We start from the raw sequence: 23,436 nt of genomic DNA on the forward strand, positions 1-23,436 counted from the left end.
AAAGCAGTTTTTCGGGTGAATTTTTACAATAACCTGAAAATTGCCGGATAGAAAATATTGTTATATTTTAGTCAGCAATCAAGAAAATAATTAATGATTTTTGTAACGGGTGCTACCGGAATTCTGGGAAGAATAATTGTACTGGAACTTCTTAAGAAGGGGAAATATGTACGTGCTTCCAAAAGACCGGGCAGCAATATAAACGAAGTAAAGCATTCATACAGCTTTTATACGGAGAATCCTGACGAATTTTTCAATAAAATTGAATGGGTAAACGTAGATTTTGATGACCTCGATTCTTTGCAAACTGCGCTGATAGGCGTAGATGAAGTCTATCATTGTGCTGCAAAAGTAAGCTTTCATCCGAAAGATGAAAAAGAAATGTACCGCACAAATATCAAAGGTACAGAGAATCTTTTGTTTGCCTGTGAAGGATCAGATGTTAAAAAGTTTCTCCATGTAAGCTCTGTTGCTGTTCTTGATAATTACAATGAAAAAGGAGAGTTGGATGAAGAATCTGATTTTAATCCGAAACTGGAACACTCAGCGTATGCTATTTCCAAGCATTTATCCGAAATGGAAGCATGGAGAGCTTCAGCAGAAGGCTTGAATGTTGTCATTATCAATCCGGGAATGATTGTAGGAAGCGGAAACTGGACTCAAAGCAGCGGTGAACTTTTCTCTACGTTTGAAGACAATAGCTTTACCTTTTCGGGAGGTTCTGCTTATGTTGACGTGAGAGATGTTGCCAACACCGCGATAGGATTAATGGAAAATAATCTTTTTGGAGAACGTTTTATTATTGTCTCTGAAAATAACAGATATGCCGACCTTGCAAAACAGGTCAGAACCCGTCTTGGTCTTAAAGATGCCAGAATTCTTTCACAATCTGTATTAAATATCGGAAGAATAGCCAACACCCTTTTCGGATGGCTGATCCCGAAACTGAAAATGGTTACCAAATCAAATATTGAGGCCATTTCTTCTTTCAACACCATTTCCAATCACAAAGTCAAAGAAAAGCTGAACTATCAGTTTATTCCTGTAAAAGAAAGTATAGACTTTCACCTGAATAATTATATTAACGACAAAAAGCTGAAGAAATGAATCTTGCAGAGGCAATTATCCTTAAAAATGTAGAAAAACATCCTATAAAAGGAGCGATCGGATTTAAAAAGAAAGATGCTGGTTGGAAAGAGCTAAGCTGGAAAAAATTCAGTGAAATTATTTTTAAAACAGCTAATGCTTTAAAAGAATCCGGAGTTCAGGAGAATGACAAGGTTGCTATTTATTCAGACAATTCATCGGAATGGATGATCACGGATTTGGCTTCAATGGCGATTGGTGCTATTACAGTGCCCATCTATTCAACAAATAATGCTGAGCAGGCAGAACATATTATTAACGATTCCGGAGCTAAAGTTGTTTTAGTAGGAAATCAGATGCAGTATGACGCCTGTCTTGAGTTTTTACATAAAGAAGAAAACAAACTGGAAACGATTATTGTTTCCAAAAAAGCAGTGTGGATTAAGAAAGAATTCAACAGTTTTTATCTTGAAGATTTTATTGCAAAAGCTTCACCGAAGCTGGAGATCTGTAAGAAAGAAAATGATGATACAGCCACACTGATCTATACCTCCGGAACTACCGGAATCCCAAAAGGAGTAATGCTTACCCACGGAAATTTTATTAAAGCATTCGACTCTCATTTCGAATTTTTTAAGTTTAAAAATTTTGAAGAAGAGCTTTCACTGGCATTCTTACCCTTAAGCCATGTTTTTGAAAGAAGCTGGAGTTTATTGAGTCTTTACGGAGGTGCCCGTGTTTATTTCCTGGAAGACCCGAAAAACGTAGCCAAAGCACTGGAAGAAGTAAAACCTACAGCCATGTGTGCCGTACCAAGATTCTTCCAGAAAGTATATGCCGGAGTTTTGGAAAAAGCGGAAGAAGGTTCATCATTAAAGAAAAAAATCTTTGACTGGGCGCTTAAAACCGGATGGGAAACTTCTGAACTAAGAAGAAATGAAAAACCGATTCCTTTTGGATTAAAACTCAAAGAATCTGTTGCAGATATGCTGGTTTTCAGCAAAATTAAAAACAAAATGGGCGGCAGACTTTGGTTCTTACCCTGTGGTGGAGCCTCTTTGTCACCGGAAGTTACCCGCTTTTTTGAGTCAGTAGGAATTCACGTAACCGTTGGATATGGATTAACAGAAACTACAGCCACATTGACTCTTTTTCCTTTGACTCATTTTGAACATGGAACCAGTGGAAAACCACTTCCGGGAGTTGAAATGCGTATCGGAGAAAATGATGAGATCCAGGCCAGAGGAAACGGAATCATGAAAGGGTATTACAATAAGCCTGAAGAAACCCAGAACGTATTTACAGAAGATGGATGGTTCAAAACCGGTGATGCAGGAAAGTTTGACGAGAAAGGAAACCTGATCATTACAGACAGAATCAAAGACCTGATGAAAACTTCCAACGGAAAATACATCGCTCCACAACAGATCGAAAACCTTCTGACCAATAATAATTTCATTCAGCAGATTATGCTGATTGCGGAAGGAAGACAGTTTGTTTCAGCGCTAATTGTTCCTAATTTCGAGTTTTTACAGGATTATATTAAGAAAAATAATATTCCTTTTACCAACTGGGAAGATGCTGTAAAAAATGAAAAGGTAATCAACCTTTACAAAGAAAAAATTAAAGAATTACAGGACCATTTGGCAGACTATGAAAAAGTGAAGAAATTCACTTTAATGCCGGCGGAATTTGATATCAATACAGGAGAAATTACTCCTACATTGAAAGTCAAAAGAAATGTAGTGATCAAAAAATACGCAGATATTATAGAGAAGATGTATTAAATAATACACTTAAATTAAACTATGACGACACAAGATTTTATAGGAAAAGAAAATTTCAATATTCATTCACAAACGGTTTCGGAAAGCTGTCCGTCTAATATTGCCCTGATTAAATATTGGGGGAAATATGACAATCAGATTCCTGCTAATCCTAGTATCAGTTATACTTTGAACCACTGTAAAACCAATACATCAATGGAGTTTACAGCGGGTGAAGCTTTTTCAGTACAAACTTTCCTGTCTGGAAATGAGGAAGTGAAATTTGCTGAGAAAATAGAGAAATATTTCAAAAATATAGAGCAGTACCTTCCATGGATTTTAAAAGGAAAATATATGATCAGAACAGAGAATACATTTCCACACAGTTCCGGGATCGCAAGTTCAGCTTCAGGATTTGGAGCCATTGCAAAATGCCTCATGGCATTGGATGCTTCATTTTCAGAAAAAACATCTGAAGAAGAATCTTTAAGAAAAGCTTCATTTTTAGCAAGATTAGGAAGTGGAAGTGCATGCCGAAGCTTATATAACGGGCTTGTTGTGTGGGGAGAAAGTGATGAGGTAGAAGGAAGTTCAGATCTATTCGGAGTACAGTATCCGGATAGTGAAGTTCATGAAGTGTTCAAAAATTTTAATGATTGGGTGCTGTTAATTCATGAAGGGCAAAAAAGTGTTTCTTCAACGGTAGGACATGGTTTGATGAATACCAATCCGTACGCTGAAAGAAGATTTCAGGAGGCAAGGGAAAATTTCGTTCCCATGAAAAACATACTGAAAAGCGGAGATATGGAACGTTTTATCAAGTTGGTAGAACATGAGGCACTTACATTGCATGCAATGATGATGATGAGTGATCCTGCTTTTATCCTGATGAAAACAGGAACATTGGAAGTCATCAATAAGATCTGGGATTTTAGAAGAGAAACCGGACATCCTTTATTCTTTACGCTGGATGCTGGAGCTAATGTTCATCTTCTGTTTCCAAGTAATGGTTCTGAAGAGCAGATTAAAGCCTTCATAGAAGCTGAATTACTACAGCATACCCAGAAAAATGGAGTAGTGAAGGATGTGATGAAATTCTAGGATGAAAAAGAAGAAGATTTATATTCTCATTGCCATTGTTATTGCTTTATTACTCATATTTTTTACCGAATATAAGGTAGGAACAGAAACAGGCAGCTGGGGTAGGAACAGAACCATTAATTGGGGATGGAACTTTGGATTCTGATAAAAAATAATATTCAATAGAAGTGGGCTTTGGCCCACTTTTTTAATCTTCATTAACAACAGTTTCCCTTTCGCCATTTTCTTTCTTTCCTTCTTCTATCATGATTTCGGCCTCTGCTTTCTCTTCAGAAGTCGCTGTTTCTATAAGCTCTTCCTGTTCATCATTGTGATGATCTATGAAAAACTCACAATATACCGGGAGGTGGTCTGAACCAAAATTTTCCAATGTCTTCAGCTGTTTAATAAAAATATCTTCACTGTGAAACATCAGATCGATAGGAAACCTTAAAAGACGGTATTTCGCATGAAAGGTGGAAACAAAAGAATGTCCGATTCTCGGATCTATCAGATGGCTTGTTTTTCTGAAAAGCACAGATGATCTTGACCATGCAACATTATTGAAATCTCCCACTACAATAACAGGTTTTTTGATGTCTTTTACACATTTGGCTGTGCTTAGAAGATCACCATCCCTTTCCTTTGATGTTTCTTCTTCTGTAGGACTTGGCGGCGGCGGGTGAACTCCAAAGAAAACAAAAGAAAAACCATCAGCTGTTTTCATATGTACCTCAATACTTGGAATATCATCAGCTACGAAATAATGAGTCTTTGCTTCTTTGATTTCAATTCTGGAATAGAAATGCATGCCATAGGTGTTTTCAAGGGTTACTTTATGCTGGTAACTATATTCTTTTTCTAAAGGCCTCATTGCTTTTTCCCAGTCACCATTACTTTCCATAGTCATGAAAAAATCAGGATTGTGCTTTTTAACAAACCTAATGAACTTCTCATACTCTTTATTTAACTGATAAACATTAGCTGAAATAAAATGTAGTTTATCAGAAGATTTGTAACGCTGTGTATGTTTCTTTACGGGGTAGAAACGGGTGTACTTGATAAGAGTATGGCTATGATGAACAAACAAGACCAGCAGAATACTCTGGTAATACCAAAAATATTCTTTAGAATCAGTAAAAAAACCTAGTAGAAAAGTGAAAAAGATAAGATAAGTAACCTGTATTTTAGCAAATTCCGGAACTCTGAATATCCAGTGAGAATGCTGAATTTTTGGCAGTATTGTCATGACCAGAAGAAGTATGGCCAAAATCAGATAAATAATCCACATATAAAAGCTATGAAATAATTTTGATCACAATTTAAGAATGATTTTTAAAATTTGTTAATCAATTTAAATTTTATTTTATCTATTTTTATTTATCTAAATCTATTCTATGAATAAAATTATGGCACTGTTTCTGCTGATCAGTATTTCAGCTTTCGGTCAGCAAAATAAAGATATTGAAAAACCTATCCGAAACCTATTCCTTGGCATGAAAAATGCAGACTCTGAGCTGGTAAAATCAGCTTTTGCGGAGAATGCGGTTCTTCAGACCATCACTAAAGACGGTACTGTAAAAAGTGATAACATACAGGAATTTGTAGCTTCGGTTTCAAAATTTACAAAAGGGGATTTGGATGAAAGGATTATAGTAGAAACCGTTCATACGGATGGAAATCTGGCCAGTGTATTTACGCCTTATTCTTTTTATTTAAAAGGGAAATTATCACATTGCGGAGCTAATAGTTTTCAGCTGGTAAAGCAGAATAACGAATGGAAAATCCAATATATTATTGACACGAGAAGAAAAGATAACTGTAAAGAGATACAATAACAAAGTTAAATTTAAAAGTAGTTTAAAATAAAAAAATGAAAATCCATCATATTGCAATCATCTGTTCAGATTATGCTGTTTCAAAGAAATTTTATACAGAAATTCTAGATCTAAATATCATTCGTGAAGTATACCGCGAAGAAAGACAATCTTACAAGCTTGATCTGGCAATCGGGGATCATTATGTAATAGAATTATTCTCTTTCCCAGATCCTCCACAACGTCCGTCACGCCCTGAAGCATGTGGTTTAAGGCATCTTGCTTTCTCTGTGGAAAATGTTACAGAAAAAAGGAATGAACTGATAGGAAAAGGGTTAAACTGTGAAGAAATCCGCATAGATGAATTCACCGGAAAAGAATTTTTCTTTACCCAGGATCCGGATCAGCTGCCGTTAGAGTTTTATGAAATGTAAAATAAATTAGTGGGCGTAGCCTGCAAAGAAACTCACTGCCATAATTGCTAAAACAATAGAAGAAATGACTACATAAACGTAGTCTTTTTCTTTTAAATAGCCTATTAAAGCAAAAACAATCCTCATCAGAGGCGTGAAGATCAATAAAAGAATTCCCAGCTGAATAATGGCTGTACCTTCTCCTTTGCACAGAGAATCCCAAAAATGTCCCCATACTTTTTCGGAAGAGGTTCCTACCACAAGACTGGTATATTTTTCGGGCATTTTAAAACCCTCAAAAAATAACTTGATAAAACCAATCAGAGAGGTTGCCACAGAAAGAATAACACCAAGTCTCAGAAGGTTTCCTACGGAGCGGTTCAGATCTACATCTGTAAAATTCTTTTTCATTATCTGAAGCTTTTGTTGATACCGTTATACATCATGTAAATAGAAAGAATGGTAATAACAATGGCAAAAAATACTTTTAATTTTTTGGTCTTTGATACCATCAGCGTTTTTGAACCAATAAAACTTCCGATTACAACTCCTATCAATACCGGAGCTACAATTACCGGAATAATTTCTCCTCTCTGGAAATAGATCAGTGCACTGGCTACTGCCGTTACTCCGATCATAAAATTACTGGTTGTTGTAGATACTTTGAAAGGCAGTTTCATCATATTGTCCATTGCCAATACCTTCAATGCTCCAGAACCAATCCCTAGAAGACCAGACATGGCGCCGGCAAACATCATCATCAAGAATCCGGGAACTGTATTTCTTGCAGAATAGCTTTTCAAAATCCCTTTATCCGGGAAAGTTCCGTATAATTTCAGCTTCTCTTCCAAACTTCCTTTTACCAAAGGTTCCTGGTGATCCGGTTTACCCTTAAGATTTAAAATAACCGTTAAAAGAAGGATACTTGCGAAAATAATTCCGATTGTATTCGGGTTAAGCATCCCTGAAACCAGAGCGCCCACAATAGCTCCTGCTGTGGTGGCTATTTCGAGAAACATCCCGATTCTCATATTCGTAAAGCCTTCTTTTACGAAAGCTACGGCTGCACCGGATGAGGTTCCGATCACAGAAATGAGCGAAGCACCGATAGCATAATGCATTGGAACGCCGAAACCCAGCGTTAATAAAGGAATGATAATAACTCCTCCTCCTAAACCCGTAAGTGAACCTAAAAGACCAGCGGAAATTGCTCCAAGGAAGAGTATGATGATTTCTGACATACTACAAATAATGTTACAAATATAAAATTATTGTAGTAGTCTGCCAAACATTTGAAAAATATAAATTTAACGTATTTTTGTATGCATGAAAAATGAATTGAAATTATTTTATGTCATCCTGGGGGCAACTCCCAAAGGAAGAAATATTGAGCAGCACGATGTTTTCTTTGGAATAGCAGAGAATCTTAAAGATCTGATCCCGGATATGAAAGAGTTTTGGAAGGAAGCAGAAGGGAAAATTCACCTGGATTGTCATCAGGAAGTAAAATTTGCTGATGGTTATGAAGTAGAGATTGTAGAAAAAGGAGAGAAGTCATCAGAAGATCAATTGTATTTTCTCAATTTAGGAGGGTATAAGCCTGGCTTTTTTGAAGAATTCCATGAGCAGCACTTAATGGTAGGGCAGTCTATGGGAGAAATTGTAAAAAGAGCAAAGGCTACCGAATTTTACCAGACGATGGGATTTGAAGGAGCTGTAAGCCATATTGACGATAAGCATGGAGTAGATATTGATGATATTTTCAATGTAAGTGATATTCTTCCTGCTTATATGAAAGAAAAATATTCTATCGTTCTTAAAAAATCTGATGCAGAAAATCAGAAGAACCCGATGGGACTTGGTTATTTAAAAATTGATAAAATTCAATAAGAATAAATCTAATAAAAATAAAAAATGAAAATAGGAATTCTGGGAGGCGGACAGCTGGGAAGAATGCTGATACAAAGTGCACTGAAGTATGATGATGAGTTTTATACTCTGGATCCTGCTTCCGATGCACCATGTCATAATATCTCGTATTTTACACAGGGAAATTTTAATGATTATGAAACAGTTTTGAACTTCGGAAAAGACAAAGATGTGGTGACCATTGAAATAGAACACGTAAATGCTGATGCATTGGCAGAACTTGAAAGACAGGGAATAAGAGTTGTTCCCAATGCAAGTATCATCAAAACGATCCAGCAAAAGATCCTTCAAAAAGAATTTTATAAAGCTCATGATATTCCAAGCCCGGAATTCCAGGTGGTATGGAACAGTGATGAGAAGATCATCATGCCATTGCCGTTTGTTCAGAAAATGAATACTGGTGGATATGACGGGAAGGGAGTACAGGTAATTAAAACGGAAGAAGACTATCAGCACTTATGGACAGAAGCATCTGTTATTGAAAGTATGGTAGATATTGAGAAAGAGCTTTCTGTAATTGTTGCAAGAAATGAAAAGGGAGAAACCAATATTTTCCCGGTAACGGAAATGGTTGCTGATCCAAAGCTAAACCTTTTAGACTTCAATGTATGTCCGGTGCTTCTCACAGAAGATGTACAGACCCAGATTGATTCTATCACAGAAAAATTCTTAAACGCTGTAAACTCTCCGGGATTATTCGCTATTGAATTGTTCCTTGATAAAGAAGGGAAAATATGGGTGAATGAAACAGCTCCAAGACTGCACAATTCAGGACATCAGAGCCAGGAAGGAAATACCAACTCACAGTTTGAGCAGATGTACCGTGTGGTTAAAAACTTACCTTTAGCAGATACCGATGCCATTACTTACAGTGGAATGCTGAATCTGGTAGGTGCAGAAGGATATGAAGGAAAAGTTGTATATGAAGGAATGGAAGACGTTTTGAAGCTTCCTGAAACCTACATTCACTTATACGGAAAAACAGAAACCAAACCGGGAAGAAAAATGGGACATATCAACGTTCTTGCTGATTCCAGAGAAGAACTGATGGAAAAGCTTGTACAAGTGAAAGGAATGGTAAGAGTAATTGCTGAGTAATATCAGTTTAATATAAATAAAAGGAGCTGTTTTAAAGATAAAAACAGCTCCTTTTTATGTTGTCCTAAAAACAATTCAATAGGAACGGGCTAATATACTGAGCATAGCCAAAGAGAGCCCGTTTACAAATGATTATTTTAGCCAAAATCTAAATTATGTTTCGGCTAAAGCCAAATGTATTCATGTAATTTATATCGGGCTAAAGCCCGATCCTATTGATGACTCAAATTGTTATGATTTAATAAAAAAATGATTATTCAGACATAGATAACCTCCAGCATTCCACTTCCAGCTTCCAGCAATTCTATTTAAAAATCTTCTGAATCACATTTCCAATTTCCACAAAATCCCCATGATTGCCTACAGAACGTATTTCCGGACTGTTTTTATCGTATTCTGAGAAAGGGAAAATCAGAAGATAATTGTTATCATTCAGATTCCTGTTCAGAAGTTCCGGAATCAGTCTCATTCTTGGAATATAAGATTTCATACCGCGTTTTGCCATCAAAATAATCAGGGCTTCATCATCTTTTAACTGAGCGGCAGTTCTCTCGCCATCCTGCCAGGTGTTCATAATGATGAATTCTGCTTCTATATTGGCTTTTTTAATGATTTTTTGTAAAATATCAAGGATGTTTTCCGGAGCATAGAAAACAACCGTAGCCCCGGAATTTCTGGCAATATTCCAGACTCTCAGCAATGCATGGAAGAATCCGGCTTCCTGGTGGGCATTTTCGGGAATCATCACTGCATATTTTTTAATCGTAGAAAGAGGTTGTGCTGCATGATAAACCAGTACATTCACATCATCATTCTGAAGATAACCGTTATAAAGATTATACACAAAAGAAGGGGAGAACCCTTTTTCATCTTCCAATCCTATGATGAGGTCTGTGATTTTCTGTTCTTTTATCACATTATTTACCCCGTTGATGACATCATTGTCATACCTTTTTAAGGACTGTAATTTAACATCTGCCGCCGCGGCTGCATCTGTTGCCTGATGAAGAAGTTTCTCAGCATTTTTTACCGAAGATTCATTTTTATCTTCATTGATGACATTCAGGGCGAAAAGATCTTCCGTATTGGAATGGGCTTTGATCAGAATTCCCAGATTGACCATTCTCTCCACAGTGGCCTCATGATTGATGGCCAATAGAATATTTTCTTCTTCATGAGTATTTCCGGAAACGGTATCCTCATTATCACTTTCAGCAATTTTCTGAGCACTTGCCATAGAAATGAAAGAAGAAATGGTACATGAAATCAGGATCAGTAAAATACTTCCGTTCAGAACGTGCTCATTCAATAATCTTACTGGTTCTCCGGTTTCAGTTTCAGAAAGGATGATGTTATATCCTACCATTACTGAAGCCAGTGTTGCCGCTGCTGAAGCAGAACTCAGTCCGAAAATCAGTTTTCCTTCTTCTTTGGTCAGCATGAATGTCTTTTGAGTGGCTACTGCAGAAAGATATTTTCCACCGATAGACGCTACCAGCATAATTCCGGCAACTTCCAAGGTTTCCCAGCTTTTGAAAAATACTTTAAAATCAATCAGCATTCCTACACTGATCAGGAAAAAGGGAATAAAGATGGCATTTCCCACAAATTCTACTCTGTTCATCAAAGAAGAAGTATGAGGTATAAGTCTGTTCAAAGCCAATCCGGCAAAGAATGCCCCGATAATTGCTTCTACACCTGCCAGTTCAGCAAGCATAGCAGCCAGATAAATCATAACCAGTACAAAAATATACTGTGATATTTTATCATCCACTCTTTTGAAAAACCAACGACCTATAATAGGAAATACAATGAGTACAATTAGAGCAAAAACTACAAAAGAGACCGATAATTTGACCCAAAACTCAGTTCCTACATCTCCTTGAGACATTCCCACAATCACGGCAAGTACCAATAAGGCAAGAATATCCGTGATCATAGTCCCTCCAACGGTGATATTAACAGCTTTGTTTTTTGCGATTCCCAACTTACTCACCAACGGATAGGCAATAAGGGTATGAGACGAAAAAAGACTGGCAAACAGGATGGAAGTCAGCATGGAAAAGTGTAAAAGATAATATCCTCCCAGATATCCCAGTACAAAAGGGACGGTAAAGGTATAAATACCAAAGGTGAGACTTTTCCATTTGTTCTTTTTAAAATCTCCCATATCAATCTCCAATCCGGCCAGAAACATGATGTAAAGTAGTCCGGTGGTTCCCGTCACAACAATACTGCTGTCTCTGGATAAAACATTGAATCCGTTCGGACCAATAATGGCTCCGGCGATGATAAGCCCTAAAAGGTGTGGGACTTTAATTTTATTAAGAAGCAATGGTGCTGCAAGGATGATGACCAGTACCAGCAGGAACTTCAGTACCGGATCTTCTATAGGAAGACTCAGGTTGTGTATACTCAGTAAAATCATAAGTGTTTATTTTGTGGAACGTACTAATTCAACAGAGAACTTGGCGGTACAGCCATCAGAAGTGATGGTTCTTGTTCCTTTGATCTTGTTGTCCGAAATATCATTAAGAAGGACGCTCATTTCTACATTCTTTTTAGCCGTAGAATCGGTTTTGAAAGAGAGTCTGATTTCATTATTTTCAAACTTGCCCGTATACAGCCTCACCAGATTATTGTTATTGATAATTTTGGTGATGGGCTGGGTAGAATCATTATCGAATTCCCAAAGGTCAGTACGTTGGTCACCTACCGCATATTCACTGCAGTTAGATTCTGTACAGATTACCTTTCCGTTCCATGGACCGGAGATTTCCGTAGGCCAGGCAGCGGCAATTACCACAGAATCTTTTTTGGCAAAAATACTGTCTCTCATTTTCAGAAGCGACTGATATTCGGACTCTTTCTTAGCGACTATCTTTTCTTTTTCTAATAATTGTTTTTCCCTGTCTGTCAGGCTCTTTTCTTTCTCTTTGTAATCACAGCTTACAAGTAGAAAAGAGACGGCGAGAAATAAAAAGAATGTGTTTTTCAGCATATTGTATGGGTTGGAGTATACAATATAAGGAAAATGGAGGAAATACAAAACCCAACTGGAGCATATCTGATTTTAATTATATTTAATAAGTTAAAAAACAGCCGGATAGATTAGGTAAGATTATTGATATTATTTTTATAGTAAAATTGAATAGAATGAAAACTATTTTTTTCTCTTTTTTGTTTTTCGGGAGCCTGTTTTCTGCTCAAAACGGATTTTCCAATCAGGATATATTACCTTCTATTAATCTGTGGGTGAAAATTCCGGATGGTCCCGGACCTGGTGGTGAAATGATCATTTCTCCCAAAGGTTCTCTTACGAATATCAGTACTCCGAAGCTTATCATTCACCAACCTGCAAATCCCAACGGAATTGCTGTTTTAGTCATTAGCGGTGGTGGGTATGCACACATTGAATCCGGATCAGAAGGATATCCTGCCAGCGAATGGCTGAAGTCTTTGGGAATTACAGCTTTTGAGCTTCAATACAGACTTCCGGAAGAAGGCTGGGCAACAAGATCAGTTCCTTTTCAGGATGCACAGCGCGCTTTACGGATTATCAGGAAGAATGCCGGAAAATATAAAATAGATCCTGATAAGATCGGAATACTCGGGTTTTCTGCAGGCGGACATCTTGCAGGATATATTTCATCTACATTTGATACAGCATATTATCCATCTCAGGATGATATTGATTTGATTTCTGCCAAACCCAATTTTACAGCAATGATCTATCCTGTAGTCTCTATGCTGCCACCCAATAATACTACCCATTCATTTAAATCTTTATTAGGAAAAAATTCTGATATAAAAGATCAGATCAGACTTTCTGTTGAAAAGCAGGTGAATGCTCAGACTCCCATCACTTTTCTGGCCCAGTCTGAAGATGATCCTATTTCTCCAGTAGAAAATAGTATTCTGATGTATCAGGCATTGAAAGACCATAAAGTTCCTGCTGAATTGCATTTATTTCAATCAGGCGGCCATGGCTGGGGAATGGGTAAAAAAGGAACTAATACCGGAGAATGGACGGATTTGTTCTTAAAATGGTTAAAAGTAAATGGCATTTATAATGGAAGTAAGTGATTTTATTGAAAGTCTTAATACGTTTTTTGCCCACGGATGACACAGGTGAGCACAGATTTTTTTTTAATCTTAAATAATTTTGTGAGCTTTTCAAAACTTTGTATAATCCCTTTAAAAGCACAAGGATTTACAAACTTTTGTGTCTTTTGTGGTTTGAAGTATATTTATCATTCAACCCTTTGTCTTTTGAACATCTCCGGTTTGTAATTGATAATAAAAACACCACAGATAATCATTACAGCAGCAAGGATGAATTTAGATGTCACTTTCTCATCCATAATCAGCCAGCCCAGAAATATGGCAATAATGGTATTGATGTAAGCAAGGATAGAAACCTGTACCGGAGAAATTTTCGTCAGTGCATAGTGAAAGGCAAAAAAAGCTGCTACAGAACCGAAAACAGCGAGATATATCATCGCTGAGATACTTTTAAGAGTCCAGTTTCCGAAGTTATAATTTTCGGAAAACAGAAAAGCAAAAATAACCTGAACCACTCCTGCAAACAGGAACTGATAGAACAGGTTCAATGTTATATTTCCGCTTTGAATATTCAATTTCTTGGTGAAAATAGTTCCGGAAGCCCAACCTGCAATGGCACAGAACAGGAAGATCATACCCATTCTGTAATCAGGATTGGCAAGATCTTTAAGCCCATCCCAGAAAATAAAAAGAATCCCGCCGAAGCAGAGCAGAACACCGCTAAGTGCCCGCAAACTAAATTTTTGCAGTCCTACAGCCACACTTCCCAGAAATACAAGGATAGGAGAGCAGGCGCTGATAAGTGAAGCCAGGCTGCTCGAAACAGTTTCTTCAGCCACAGTCGTCATACCATTAGCAACTACCAGCATCAGGGAAGCAAAAATAACCTGGTATCCTAAACTTTTCCAGCCAATCCACTTGAATTCCTTTCTCGAAAGAAGAACAACAAGCATAATCATAGAAGCCAGAAACTGTCGGATTCCGGCTACAAACCATGCAGGAATTGTTTCCACAGCGACACGAATCGCTAAAAAAGTCGTTCCCCAAACAATGGCAACGGTAAAAACAGCAAAAATGAGTTTATAATCTTTCAACGTCAATAAGTAGTGTAACAAGCAAATGTAGAAGTTTTAAAATAATTCTGATGGGTACAGTTGTTCCAATTTTTGATGATACAGATTGAGGGGAGAAGGGTTGCTAGTTGCTAATGGATGGTTGATTTAGTTTTAGATATTTGATGTATTTAAAAGAACCTCCAGCTTTCTTCCCCTAACTTCCAGCTTTAATTTTTAATTTTTTATCTTTGAACATCTAATAAAATTGAAGATGGTAGGAATTATTATGGGCAGTCAGAGTGATCTGCCGATCATGGAACAGGCTGCAAATTTTCTTAAAAGCCTTGATATCCCTTATGAACTAACTGTAGTTTCAGCGCACAGAACACCGGAAAGAATGTTCGATTATGCAAAAACTGCTCATGAAAGGGGGCTGAAGGTAATTGTAGCAGGAGCAGGAGGGGCAGCCCACCTTCCGGGAATGGTGGCAAGCTGTACTACACTTCCGGTAATAGGAGTTCCGATCTTGTCCAGCAATTCTATAGACGGGTGGGATTCTGTTTTGTCTATTCTTCAGATGCCCGGTGGAATTCCGGTAGCTACTGTAGCTTTGAACGGGGCTTTGAATGCAGGGATCTTAGCCGCAAAAATTTTAGGAAGCGGTAATGAAGAAGTAGCTGCAAAACTTCAGAAATATCAGGATTCTTTAAAAGATAAAGTACTGGGAACCGTAGATGATATTAAAGCTCAGCATCCTAATCACTTTGACAAATAGTTGATCATTAAACTCAAAATAAAAGCCTCACTTTTCAGCGAGGCTTCTTTGTTCTATTTCTTAATGAATTTTGAAGAGAGGGTAGTATCTTTCAGAATGAACTGCAAAATGTAATTTCCTTTTGGCAGAGAGCTTACATTGATCATATCTCTGTTAGGATTTCCTTCCTTTACCAGTCTTCCACTTGTATCATAAATTTTATAACTTTTAATATCCGATAATCCTTCAATGTGAATATCATCCACTGCAGGATTAGGATAAAGTGAAAGCTTTTTATTCAGTTTCAAATCTGATGAAGACAGTAAACAGTTTCCTACAGTATCACCTGTTAATGACCAACCTTTATTAATGAGAATATCTCTTTTGTCAGACACATTTGAAGCATATTTTAATCCTGTTAAAGAACCTAATGAAACATTGTTTGCCGTATTGGGATTGTCTGCCCATCCCATAAGTGTTTTGCTGTAATTTTCACAATTAATACCTGACATCGTAAAAGCACCGCCACCATCAATAACAGAAGCTAAATTCCAGTTTCCCAATGGCTGATTAAAACTTGAAGCAACATTAAGGATCTGATCTATTTTCGTTACTTTAGTCATATCCCAACTTTCCAACGGCTGATTAAAAGATGTACAGCCATGAAATACATGAGCCATATTCGTAACTTTAGAAGTGTTCCAGTTTAATGGTTGATTAAAAACTGGAATCATATGAAACATAAAATGCATGTCTTCAAGATTGGGTGTCTCCCAGTTGTCCAGACGCTGATTGAAGCTTAAACACTGGCCAAACATCCAGCTCATATCAGTCACATTGGAAACATCCCAGCTGTTGAGAGTCTGATTAAAATGGGTTCTATTTCCAAACATATAGCTGAGGTTTGTTGCGGAAGACATATTCCAGCTGTCAAGATAAGGAGAGTTGAACTGCTCTGTGAGTGCAGCCGGTGTAATATCAAACAAGAGCGAAAACATAAAACTGAAATTCTTGATTTTAGAAGTCTCCCAGTTTTGCATAGAGCTGGCACCTGTAAAGCTGGTTGTACCATAAAACATGAAAGACGCATCATCCACATTATTAAGTTTCGGAGTATCTGTTGCAGTAAGTACCATAAGCTTACATAGACTGAAGGCACTGTTCATGCTAGCCCATGAAATGTTTCCCCATTGTTCTATTTCTAATAATTTATCAGCACTTCCGTTCACCTGCCAGATAGGGATGAGTTGTTCAGGAGCAGCATATAGCTGAGCAGATCCGAATTTTATTTGACTGAAAGCTCCGCTGCCATTACTTACTTTTACTCTGTATTTAGCATCAGTTCCATCTGAGAGTGATGGGCCAAAATCAATAAGAACCTGCTTCGTAGAAGTGACGTTCATAAGGGAGCCATTATGCTGCGGATATCCTACTTCCTCCCAATAAATGTTATAATTATCACCAATTCCGGGAAACCATATTTGCTGAGGATTTGCCTGATAGGGTGCATCTACAGTTACTGTGGGTATTATCGTAGATGCAGGTTTCCAGATCGTAATAAACTCATCCTGAGCGCTCACAATAGTAACCAACAGAAGAAAAATAAGTGATTGTATCTTTTTTAAAATCATGATTATAATTTTATAGTTATTAGAGCTATTTTTTGATGAATGGCAATGAATGGATTTTATCCTTTGTCAAAATCTGCAGCATATAATTGCCGGGAGATAAAAGTCTGACATTAATTTTTTCATCTTCAAGGTTGTCTTTGACAGCAATTCTTCCGCTCATATCGGTTATGATATAACTTACAGCATTCGGAATGTTTTTAAGATAAATATGATCTGTTACCGGATTGGGATAAATGGTGGGTTTATTATTAATCTCCGTTTCAGAAGCTGAAAGGGTCTGGTTGCAGAGGCCATTGTAAACATCACCGGATATCGTCCAGCCTTTATTATTGATTAAATAATTTCTTGCGGCTACAGCATCAGAATGAGAGTAGATTAATGGGGAAGCATTTGATAAATCAATATTATTGGGTGTTGATGAATTCTGGCTCCATCCATAAAGTGTTTTATCATAATTCAGACAGCTCATAGCAGAATTGAGAAATAGATCGGTTGCTGTTGTTAATGAGCTTAAATTCCATCTTCCAAGATTCTGATTAAAAACAGTGCCATGGAACATTTCGTTCATATTGGTGACATTTCCTGTATTCCAGTTTTGCAGATCCTGGTTGAAATTTCCTGAATCATGAAACATGTGCTCCATGGTGGTCACCTTAGCGGTGTTCCATTTCCCCAAAGGTTGGTTGAATCCTGTATAGTCAAACATATAAGACATATCTGTAACATTCGAAGTATCCCAGCTTCCCAATGGCTGGTTGAAAAGAGTATCATCACCAAACATATAATGCATATCTGTAATGGTAGAGGTATTCCATGTATTGAAAGAGGGATTTCCGATTAGTGAAATGCATAAATAAAACATCTGACGCATGCTGGTAGCCATGCTGAGATCAGGTGCATCTGTGGCTGTCACATCCATATTATCACAGTATACAAAAGCATTGTCAAAGCTCTTCCATTTTATATTTCCCCATTGGGTAATCTGAGTGATTTTTGATCGGTCTGAAGCATTGTAAACCGGGATTGACGAGCCATTATAAAATCTGACCTGATCAAAACTTCCGTTTCCATCACTAATTTTAATCTTATAGCTGGCTTGGGCAGGGGATGGGTTTAGTGGAGTTCCCAAATTGATAATAAATTCCGTGGTTGAGGTTACATTATGCATTGTTCCGGTATGTTGAGGATATCCTATCTCTTCCCAGGATACCTGGAAGTTAGTTCCCCGGCCGGGAAATTTAATAAGTTGTGCATTCTGAGTTTTCCAAATGGTGATGAACTCATTTTGTGCTTTTGCTATGACTATCAGTAAAAGGAAAATGAGTACCGGGATTTTTTTTAAAATCATGTTTATGGTTTATGGTATTAGTTTTTAAGGTAAAAATAGAGATAAGTAAATATTTTTCATTATATTTCTATTTTATGATATAAATATAATGAAATTTTAAAATATTAATAATATTATTCGTTATTCTTTTAAGTGTTGTGTATTATGGTAAATAAAAAACTCTCCAAAATGGAGAGTTTTACTTTATTCCTGAATCATATTGTCCCGGGTATTTTTCTGGACTGCAATGGCTCCGAAGAGAGCGAGCAAAAATGCAAAGGCATAAAAACCTTTTTCACTTGGAAGGATGGTTGCGTTCCAAAGTCCGATAGCGAGTAGTACAATAGATGATAATGTAGCAAACCAGCAGATCCCATAATAAATATCCGTTACCTGAATGTTTTCTAATCTGTCTCTTACTGCTTTCTGTAGAGAAACAACGGCAAATAAGCCATAAAGAAGAATAGTGAAATAATATCCTTTTTCATTCAGCAGCATTTCGGCTCTTGCAAGGCCGACGATGAAACCGATCATTCCGGCTCCCAAAGCTACCCACGATGCAGCGATGAATGCATTTGATACCTTTTGTTTTTTCATAGATTAATGTTTTATTTAAGAGGGCTAAGATATTCATTTTTTGTAAACAGAGCCTCAGTATAGGGAAAATATGGGCAAAATACGGTGAAATACATATACTAATTTTTATGTTTTGGTTAAAGCCAATTGATTTTGCTTTATTGTAAAACGCACTCCCTTCGACTATGCTCAGGATAATAGTCCGTTCCTATTGAATATTTATAAATCTGTCCGTAATTCATAACTCATAATTTATAATTCATAATTTTCCCCCTAGCCCCGATAGCAGCGGTTACCCCGGAACATAGGTATGGGATAGCCTGGCGTGAGGAGTATGAGCGGATAGCGGGAACCAGCTCATAAAAAACTCTCCAAAATGGAGAGCTTTGTATTATTGAGTAATGTATTCGTAATTATACTGAGCGGAAAGGCTGCCATTGGCTTCTTTTGAAATCACCTGAGTAGGATAACCAGCGCTGTTGTATTGTATCGTGGAAGTTCTCGTTTGATTTTGTATCCAGACTCCATTACTTTTATAGCTGATCTTTTCGGTCAGATAATTGTTTTTGCTTACAACATAAGCTCCTCCCATCACAATTTTGAGATATTTGTTGGTGTTTGTGTAAGGATTCAGTTTGTCATCATAAGAGAAAACAATTTTAGAGTTAAAACTGGATCCTCCGCTCTCTGAAGTTTCTGATGAGATATTATTTCCATTATAAGTATAAGTGGTAACAATTGGATGGGAACAGTCTGGGGACTGGCAAAGCGTGGAAGAGATCACCTGTCCGTTGGTATTATAATTATACGTAATCGTTCTGTTGTAATCCGGGTTAGAGTAGATTGCTTTAACGTTTACGAGCTGATCTCCATTGTAATTAAAAACAGAATAATATTCCAGTTCCTGATTGTTATTGTAATAATTTATTTTTACATGCCTTCCGTTACTATATTCAAACGTTGAACTACTTGATGATGACAACGTTTTTATAAGTTCACCCTGGTTATTGTATTGTAGAGTTTCTATGCTTGTATCTGGCTGAGCCGGGTTGTCGTAGTAAACTGTAGTAATTTTACTTAATAAGGTCTTTGGTTCTGAAGGAGTATTAGTCCCATTATCATCATTACTGCTGCAGCTGTTAAAGAATACCACAGCGCTCATTAATCCCAGAAATAAGATTTTTTTCATGTTATTTTTTTAGTCGGCAAAAATACGGAATGTGCTATGCCTTTACATAAAAAAATCCCACTATCTTAGAAATAGTGGGATAATATCATATTTTATTTAACTCTTAGTATCTGTAGTATTCAGGCTTGAATGGGCCTTTTACGTCTACTCCGATGTACTCTGCCTGCTCAGGAGAAAGCGTTTCAAGCTCAACGCTTAATTTCTTAAGGTGTAAAGCCGCTACTTTCTCATCTAAGTGCTTAGGAAGCATGTATACTTCGTTTCCATAAGCAGCAGAATTGTTCCATAATTCGATCTGAGCCAAAGTCTGGTTAGAGAAAGAGTTAGACATTACGAAACTTGGGTGGCCTGTAGCACATCCTAGGTTTACCAATCTACCTTCTGCAAGGATGATTACTTCTTTTCCTTCGATGGTATAGATATCAACCTGAGGCTTCACTTCAGATTTCGTCTGACCGTAGTTCTTATTTAACCAAGCCATATCGATTTCATTATCGAAGTGACCGATGTTACAAACGATCGCTTTATCTTTCATTTTAAGGAAGTGCTCTCCTCTTACGATATTGAAGTTACCTGTTGTAGTGATGATGATATCAGCATTGTCTACCACAGTATCTAATCTTTTTACTTCATAACCGTCCATTGCAGCCTGAAGTGCACAGATTGGGTCAATTTCCGTAACAGTAACGATAGAACCAGCTCCTCTGAATGAAGCAGCAGTACCTTTACCTACGTCTCCGTATCCGCAAACTACCACTCTTTTTCCGGCTAACATTACGTCTGTAGCTCTTCTTACTGCATCTACAGCAGATTCTTTACATCCGTATTTGTTGTCGAATTTCGATTTAGTAACTGAATCATTTACGTTGATTGCAGGCATTACTAAAGTTCCATTCTTCATTCTTTCGTACAGTCTGTGTACCCCTGTAGTAGTTTCTTCAGAAAGACCTTTGATATCTTTTGTGAATTCAGGGTATTTGTCAAAAACCATGTTGGTCAAATCTCCACCATCATCCAAAATCATGTTTAATGGCTTTCTGTCTTCACCAAAGAATAAAGTCTGCTCAATACACCAGTCAAATTCTTCTTCATTTAAACCTTTCCAAGCATAAACCGGAATTCCCGCAGCAGCAATAGCAGCAGCAGCGTGGTCTTGTGTAGAGAAAATATTACAAGATGACCAGGTAACTTCAGCTCCTAAAGCTACCAATGTCTCGATAAGCACAGCCGTTTGGATGGTCATGTGAAGACATCCAGCGATTCTTGCTCCTTTCAGTGGCTGAGACGGTCCGTACTCTTCACGGATAGACATCAAACCAGGCATTTCTGCTTCTGCAAGAGTAATTTCTTTTCTACCCCATTCTGCAAGGGAGATATCCTTAACTTTATAAGGAACGTATTGTGTTGTAGTACTCATATGTAATGAATAGTTTTTAAATTCAATTGATAACGAAAGGCAAAATTACGATTAATAATTAAGATATAAAAACGGCAGATCAAGTTCAGTTTTATGAGATTAAACATGATTTAATATTATTTAGTCTTAATATAAATAATTAATTTTAACTCGTAAAAAAATATATTATGAATCATTCTCATACAGAAAAGAAAATCAAACCAGTTGCTCCAAAAGTACAGGAGCTCATCAATGCTTCAAAAAGTATGATTCTGGCTACTGTAGACGCTGAGGGAAATCCAAATTCCAGCTATGCACCTTTTGTACAGATAGATCAGACCTTTTATATTCTGGTATCTTTCATGGCAAAACATACTAAAAATCTTGCTGACGGAAGAAAAACATCAATCATGTTTATAGAAGATGAATCAGCTACCAAACAGATCTATGCCCGCGAACGTCTTACTATTGAAGCTGCAGCTTCACAGATTGAAAGAGACTCCGAAGTGTGGAATACTGTAGTGACTCAACTTAAAGAAGCTCACGGTAAAGTAGTGGATGTAATTTCTGAAATGGGTGATTTTATTTTAATTGCATTACAGCCTGTAAAAGGATCTTATGTAAACGGATTCGGAAGTGCTTATTTTGTAGATGCCAATCTGGAAATTGTAGAACACAGAAATGATGCGAATCATCAGTCTAAATAAAGAAATATTGAGTGTTTTATAAGCTGCTCAAATCTATAAAGAACAGTTGCAGCTACAATTACAGCTGTTCTTTATAACTTCGTAAGAATTCTATGCTTTTGCAATTGTGACGATTTTCTTAGCAAGAATTAAAGTGGGATCAATCAAAGGAATATTTTTTTTATTTTTAATTATTTCTGTCTCTGTAGGAAAAATGAGAGGCAGCTCCGTACAACCTAATATGATTACATCAGCTCCATTGCTGATCATGTATTCAGCTGCATTCATAAGATATTCTCTACAAACACCATCAATAAATCCTGCTTTTACTCCATATTTACCATAAATGGTTTCCATGACGTAGGCTTGATGTTCTTTATCGGGAATGATCAATTCAAAACCGGATTTTTCGAGGATGTCATGATATACTTTACTTTCGATGGTTCCACTGGTTGCTAATAACCCTACCTTTACAGATTGCCCAAAATTTACACCGATATATTCAGCAGTTGTCGTCAGCATGTTGATCACTGGAATATTTAAATATTTCTGAATCTCTTCTACAAATGCGTGGGCTGTATTGCAGGGGATAGCTATAGCATCTGCCCCTTCAGCTTCCAGACGTTTGCAGGTAGAAAACATGGCTATACTGGGATCCTTTTCGTGATGAATCAGGTGAGCTGTTCTATCCGGAATCTGAGGATTTTGTTCAACTACCATTTTAATATGATCCTGATCTTTTTTTGCAGGTGTATTTCTTATAATCTTGTTCATGAAGTCTACCGTAGCTGAAGGACTTACACCACCCAATATTCCAAGTTTGAATTGTTTAGCTGTAATATCGCTATCATATTCCAATGCATAATCAGCATAGATTTGGTTTACATCAAGAATAAGTATCCCTCGTTTCCATAACTGTTCCACAACCAGGGAAAGTTCTGTGATTCCTGGCAGAATAATGTTGCAGCCTTTATCATAGAGTTCTGTACAGGCTTTATAGATGTACTCTAAAGAAAGCCCGTCAAAATGTCCGTTTTTAATTCCTTGATCTCCATAAATAGCTTCCATCAGTTTTTGTTGATCTGACGGAAATACCAGTTCGTAATCGGGGAGATATTTATTGAGTATTTTGTTTTCTTTCACAAAATCAGAAGTTAATACTCCAATTTTTATTCCTGTTTTAAAGTGTAGATTAACATAGTTTTTCAGTGCCTCAAAAATATTAACGATAGGGATAGAAACTTCTTTCTGCAACTCTTCTAAAAATGAGTGACTGGAAAAGCACGGGAGTAGAACTTTTGTCACAGACTGAGTTTCAAAGTTCTGACATAGATTATAGGTGTAAAATTTCCTGGACTTAATATCTTCCTCATGGTATAAAGGCAGGTTAATCTGGCTGTAAGGTTGCTGCTCAAAAACAAAATGATAATGTAATTGGTTCTTTAGCACCTTTTGATGCTTTAATAACTTAAAAAACAAGTCACCTCCCGCCAATGTACCAAGTCCTCCAATAACTGCAATTTTTTCCAATGTTATACTTTTATGATCGTAACAAATTTACCACTTTT

General features: G+C 37.0%; 23 protein-coding genes. 11 read left to right on the forward strand and 12 right to left on the reverse strand.

The features are described from left to right. Positions 1-93: 93 nt before the first annotated feature. Genes LKL37_RS21810 through LKL37_RS21825 form a run of 4 tightly spaced genes read left to right on the forward strand, consistent with a single transcriptional unit; the run spans position 94 to position 4,098 of the window. Positions 94-1,107 carry an NAD-dependent epimerase/dehydratase family protein gene (locus LKL37_RS21810; RefSeq protein WP_431612462.1) on the forward strand — a complete coding sequence of 338 codons (1,014 nt, stop codon included), beginning with the start codon at positions 94-96 and terminating at the stop codon, positions 1,105-1,107. Next, positions 1,104-2,873, forward strand: a complete 1,770-nt coding sequence (locus LKL37_RS21815) for an AMP-dependent synthetase/ligase (protein ID WP_431612461.1) — start codon at positions 1,104-1,106, stop codon at positions 2,871-2,873. Before LKL37_RS21810 ends, LKL37_RS21815 begins: the two co-directional genes overlap by 4 nt. Before the next feature lie 21 nt (positions 2,874-2,894). Beyond that, positions 2,895-3,953 (forward strand): diphosphomevalonate/mevalonate 3,5-bisphosphate decarboxylase family protein, encoded by a 1,059-nt coding sequence (locus tag LKL37_RS21820; RefSeq protein WP_431612460.1) that lies wholly within the window; start codon positions 2,895-2,897, stop codon positions 3,951-3,953. Between the two features lies 1 nt (position 3,954). Continuing rightward, the gene (locus LKL37_RS21825) at positions 3,955-4,098 is read left to right on the forward strand and encodes a hypothetical protein (protein ID WP_431612459.1); all 144 of its coding nucleotides are present in this window, start codon (positions 3,955-3,957) and stop codon (positions 4,096-4,098) included. Positions 4,099-4,140: 42 nt separating this feature from the next. Here the strand turns inward: LKL37_RS21825 and LKL37_RS21830 are convergent, their stop codons facing one another. Beyond that, positions 4,141-5,181 (reverse strand): endonuclease/exonuclease/phosphatase family protein, encoded by a 1,041-nt coding sequence (locus tag LKL37_RS21830; protein WP_431612458.1) that lies wholly within the window; start codon positions 5,179-5,181, stop codon positions 4,141-4,143. A 148-nt stretch (positions 5,182-5,329) separates the two neighbouring features. Here LKL37_RS21830 and LKL37_RS21835 point away from each other — a divergent pair, with 148 nt between their 5' ends. Together LKL37_RS21835 and gloA2 are read left to right on the forward strand one after the other, a co-directional pair. Further along, positions 5,330-5,770 (forward strand): nuclear transport factor 2 family protein, encoded by a 441-nt coding sequence (locus tag LKL37_RS21835; protein WP_431612457.1) that lies wholly within the window; start codon positions 5,330-5,332, stop codon positions 5,768-5,770. 35 nt (positions 5,771-5,805) lie between these two features. Continuing rightward, entirely contained in the window at positions 5,806-6,183 is a 378-nt protein-coding gene (gene gloA2, locus LKL37_RS21840; protein ID WP_431612456.1) for an SMU1112c/YaeR family gloxylase I-like metalloprotein, read from the forward strand. Between the two features lie 6 nt (positions 6,184-6,189). On the opposite strand, the gene LKL37_RS21845 is transcribed toward gloA2, so the two are convergent. Then, on the reverse strand, positions 6,190-6,573 hold the full coding sequence (locus LKL37_RS21845; RefSeq protein ID WP_034699869.1) for a DUF1634 domain-containing protein: 384 nt from the start codon (positions 6,571-6,573) through the stop codon (positions 6,190-6,192). Next, positions 6,573-7,403 (reverse strand): sulfite exporter TauE/SafE family protein, encoded by an 831-nt coding sequence (locus tag LKL37_RS21850; RefSeq protein ID WP_105703291.1) that lies wholly within the window; start codon positions 7,401-7,403, stop codon positions 6,573-6,575. Before LKL37_RS21850 ends, LKL37_RS21845 begins: the two co-directional genes overlap by 1 nt. 85 nt (positions 7,404-7,488) lie before the next feature. On the opposite strand from LKL37_RS21850, the gene LKL37_RS21855 reads away from it, so the two are divergent. Further along, positions 7,489-8,052 carry a DUF1543 domain-containing protein gene (locus tag LKL37_RS21855; RefSeq protein ID WP_431612455.1) on the forward strand — a complete coding sequence of 188 codons (564 nt, stop codon included), beginning with the start codon at positions 7,489-7,491 and terminating at the stop codon, positions 8,050-8,052. 24 nt (positions 8,053-8,076) lie between these two features. Beyond that, positions 8,077-9,189 (forward strand): 5-(carboxyamino)imidazole ribonucleotide synthase, encoded by a 1,113-nt coding sequence (locus tag LKL37_RS21860; protein WP_431612454.1) that lies wholly within the window; start codon positions 8,077-8,079, stop codon positions 9,187-9,189. A gap of 304 nt (positions 9,190-9,493) precedes the next feature. On the opposite strand, the gene LKL37_RS21865 is transcribed toward LKL37_RS21860, so the two are convergent. Both LKL37_RS21865 and LKL37_RS21870 read right to left on the reverse strand, forming a co-directional pair. Beyond that, complete coding sequence (locus tag LKL37_RS21865; RefSeq protein ID WP_431612453.1) at positions 9,494-11,617, reverse strand: cation:proton antiporter; 2,124 nt, start codon at positions 11,615-11,617, stop codon at positions 9,494-9,496. A gap of 6 nt (positions 11,618-11,623) precedes the next feature. Next, complete coding sequence (locus tag LKL37_RS21870) at positions 11,624-12,190, reverse strand: hypothetical protein (protein WP_431612452.1); 567 nt, start codon at positions 12,188-12,190, stop codon at positions 11,624-11,626. Between the two features lie 155 nt (positions 12,191-12,345). Here LKL37_RS21870 and LKL37_RS21875 point away from each other — a divergent pair, with 155 nt between their 5' ends. Continuing rightward, the gene (locus tag LKL37_RS21875) at positions 12,346-13,275 is read left to right on the forward strand and encodes an alpha/beta hydrolase (RefSeq protein WP_431612451.1); all 930 of its coding nucleotides are present in this window, start codon (positions 12,346-12,348) and stop codon (positions 13,273-13,275) included. Between the two features lie 167 nt (positions 13,276-13,442). Here the strand turns inward: LKL37_RS21875 and LKL37_RS21880 are convergent, their stop codons facing one another. Next, positions 13,443-14,348, reverse strand: coding sequence for a DMT family transporter (locus tag LKL37_RS21880; RefSeq protein ID WP_414845104.1), 906 nt, complete (start codon positions 14,346-14,348; stop codon positions 13,443-13,445). Positions 14,349-14,580: 232 nt separating this feature from the next. Between LKL37_RS21880 and purE the strand changes: the two genes are divergently transcribed. After that, positions 14,581-15,084, forward strand: a complete 504-nt coding sequence (gene purE / locus LKL37_RS21885; protein WP_431612450.1) for a 5-(carboxyamino)imidazole ribonucleotide mutase — start codon at positions 14,581-14,583, stop codon at positions 15,082-15,084. Positions 15,085-15,137: 53 nt separating this feature from the next. Here purE and LKL37_RS21890 read toward each other — a convergent pair whose 3' ends face one another. The 5 genes from LKL37_RS21890 to ahcY form a co-directional block, all read right to left on the reverse strand. Continuing rightward, positions 15,138-16,694, reverse strand: a complete 1,557-nt coding sequence (locus LKL37_RS21890) for a BspA family leucine-rich repeat surface protein (RefSeq protein ID WP_431612449.1) — start codon at positions 16,692-16,694, stop codon at positions 15,138-15,140. A gap of 25 nt (positions 16,695-16,719) precedes the next feature. Beyond that, positions 16,720-18,042 (reverse strand): BspA family leucine-rich repeat surface protein, encoded by a 1,323-nt coding sequence (locus LKL37_RS21895; RefSeq protein ID WP_431612448.1) that lies wholly within the window; start codon positions 18,040-18,042, stop codon positions 16,720-16,722. Positions 18,043-18,225: 183 nt separating this feature from the next. Continuing rightward, positions 18,226-18,618: an inner membrane protein YiaA gene (yiaA, locus tag LKL37_RS21900; protein ID WP_121488521.1), complete on the reverse strand. Its 393-nt coding sequence runs from the start codon at positions 18,616-18,618 to the stop codon at positions 18,226-18,228. Between the two features lie 370 nt (positions 18,619-18,988). Beyond that, positions 18,989-19,786 carry a hypothetical protein gene (locus tag LKL37_RS21905; RefSeq protein WP_431612447.1) on the reverse strand — a complete coding sequence of 266 codons (798 nt, stop codon included), beginning with the start codon at positions 19,784-19,786 and terminating at the stop codon, positions 18,989-18,991. Positions 19,787-19,889: 103 nt separating this feature from the next. Then, positions 19,890-21,203 (reverse strand): adenosylhomocysteinase, encoded by a 1,314-nt coding sequence (gene ahcY, locus LKL37_RS21910; RefSeq protein ID WP_047378461.1) that lies wholly within the window; start codon positions 21,201-21,203, stop codon positions 19,890-19,892. 167 nt (positions 21,204-21,370) lie between these two features. Between ahcY and LKL37_RS21915 the strand changes: the two genes are divergently transcribed. Continuing rightward, positions 21,371-21,889 carry a pyridoxamine 5'-phosphate oxidase family protein gene (locus LKL37_RS21915; protein ID WP_431612446.1) on the forward strand — a complete coding sequence of 173 codons (519 nt, stop codon included), beginning with the start codon at positions 21,371-21,373 and terminating at the stop codon, positions 21,887-21,889. A 90-nt stretch (positions 21,890-21,979) separates the two neighbouring features. Here the strand turns inward: LKL37_RS21915 and LKL37_RS21920 are convergent, their stop codons facing one another. Beyond that, positions 21,980-23,398, reverse strand: coding sequence for an aspartate/glutamate racemase family protein (locus LKL37_RS21920; RefSeq protein ID WP_431612445.1), 1,419 nt, complete (start codon positions 23,396-23,398; stop codon positions 21,980-21,982). Between the last annotated feature and the right edge of the window lie 38 nt (positions 23,399-23,436).

Origin of the sequence: Chryseobacterium sp. 'Rf worker isolate 10' (assembly GCF_050753305.1) — a bacterium.
Classification (GTDB): Bacteria; Bacteroidota; Bacteroidia; order Flavobacteriales; family Weeksellaceae; genus Chryseobacterium.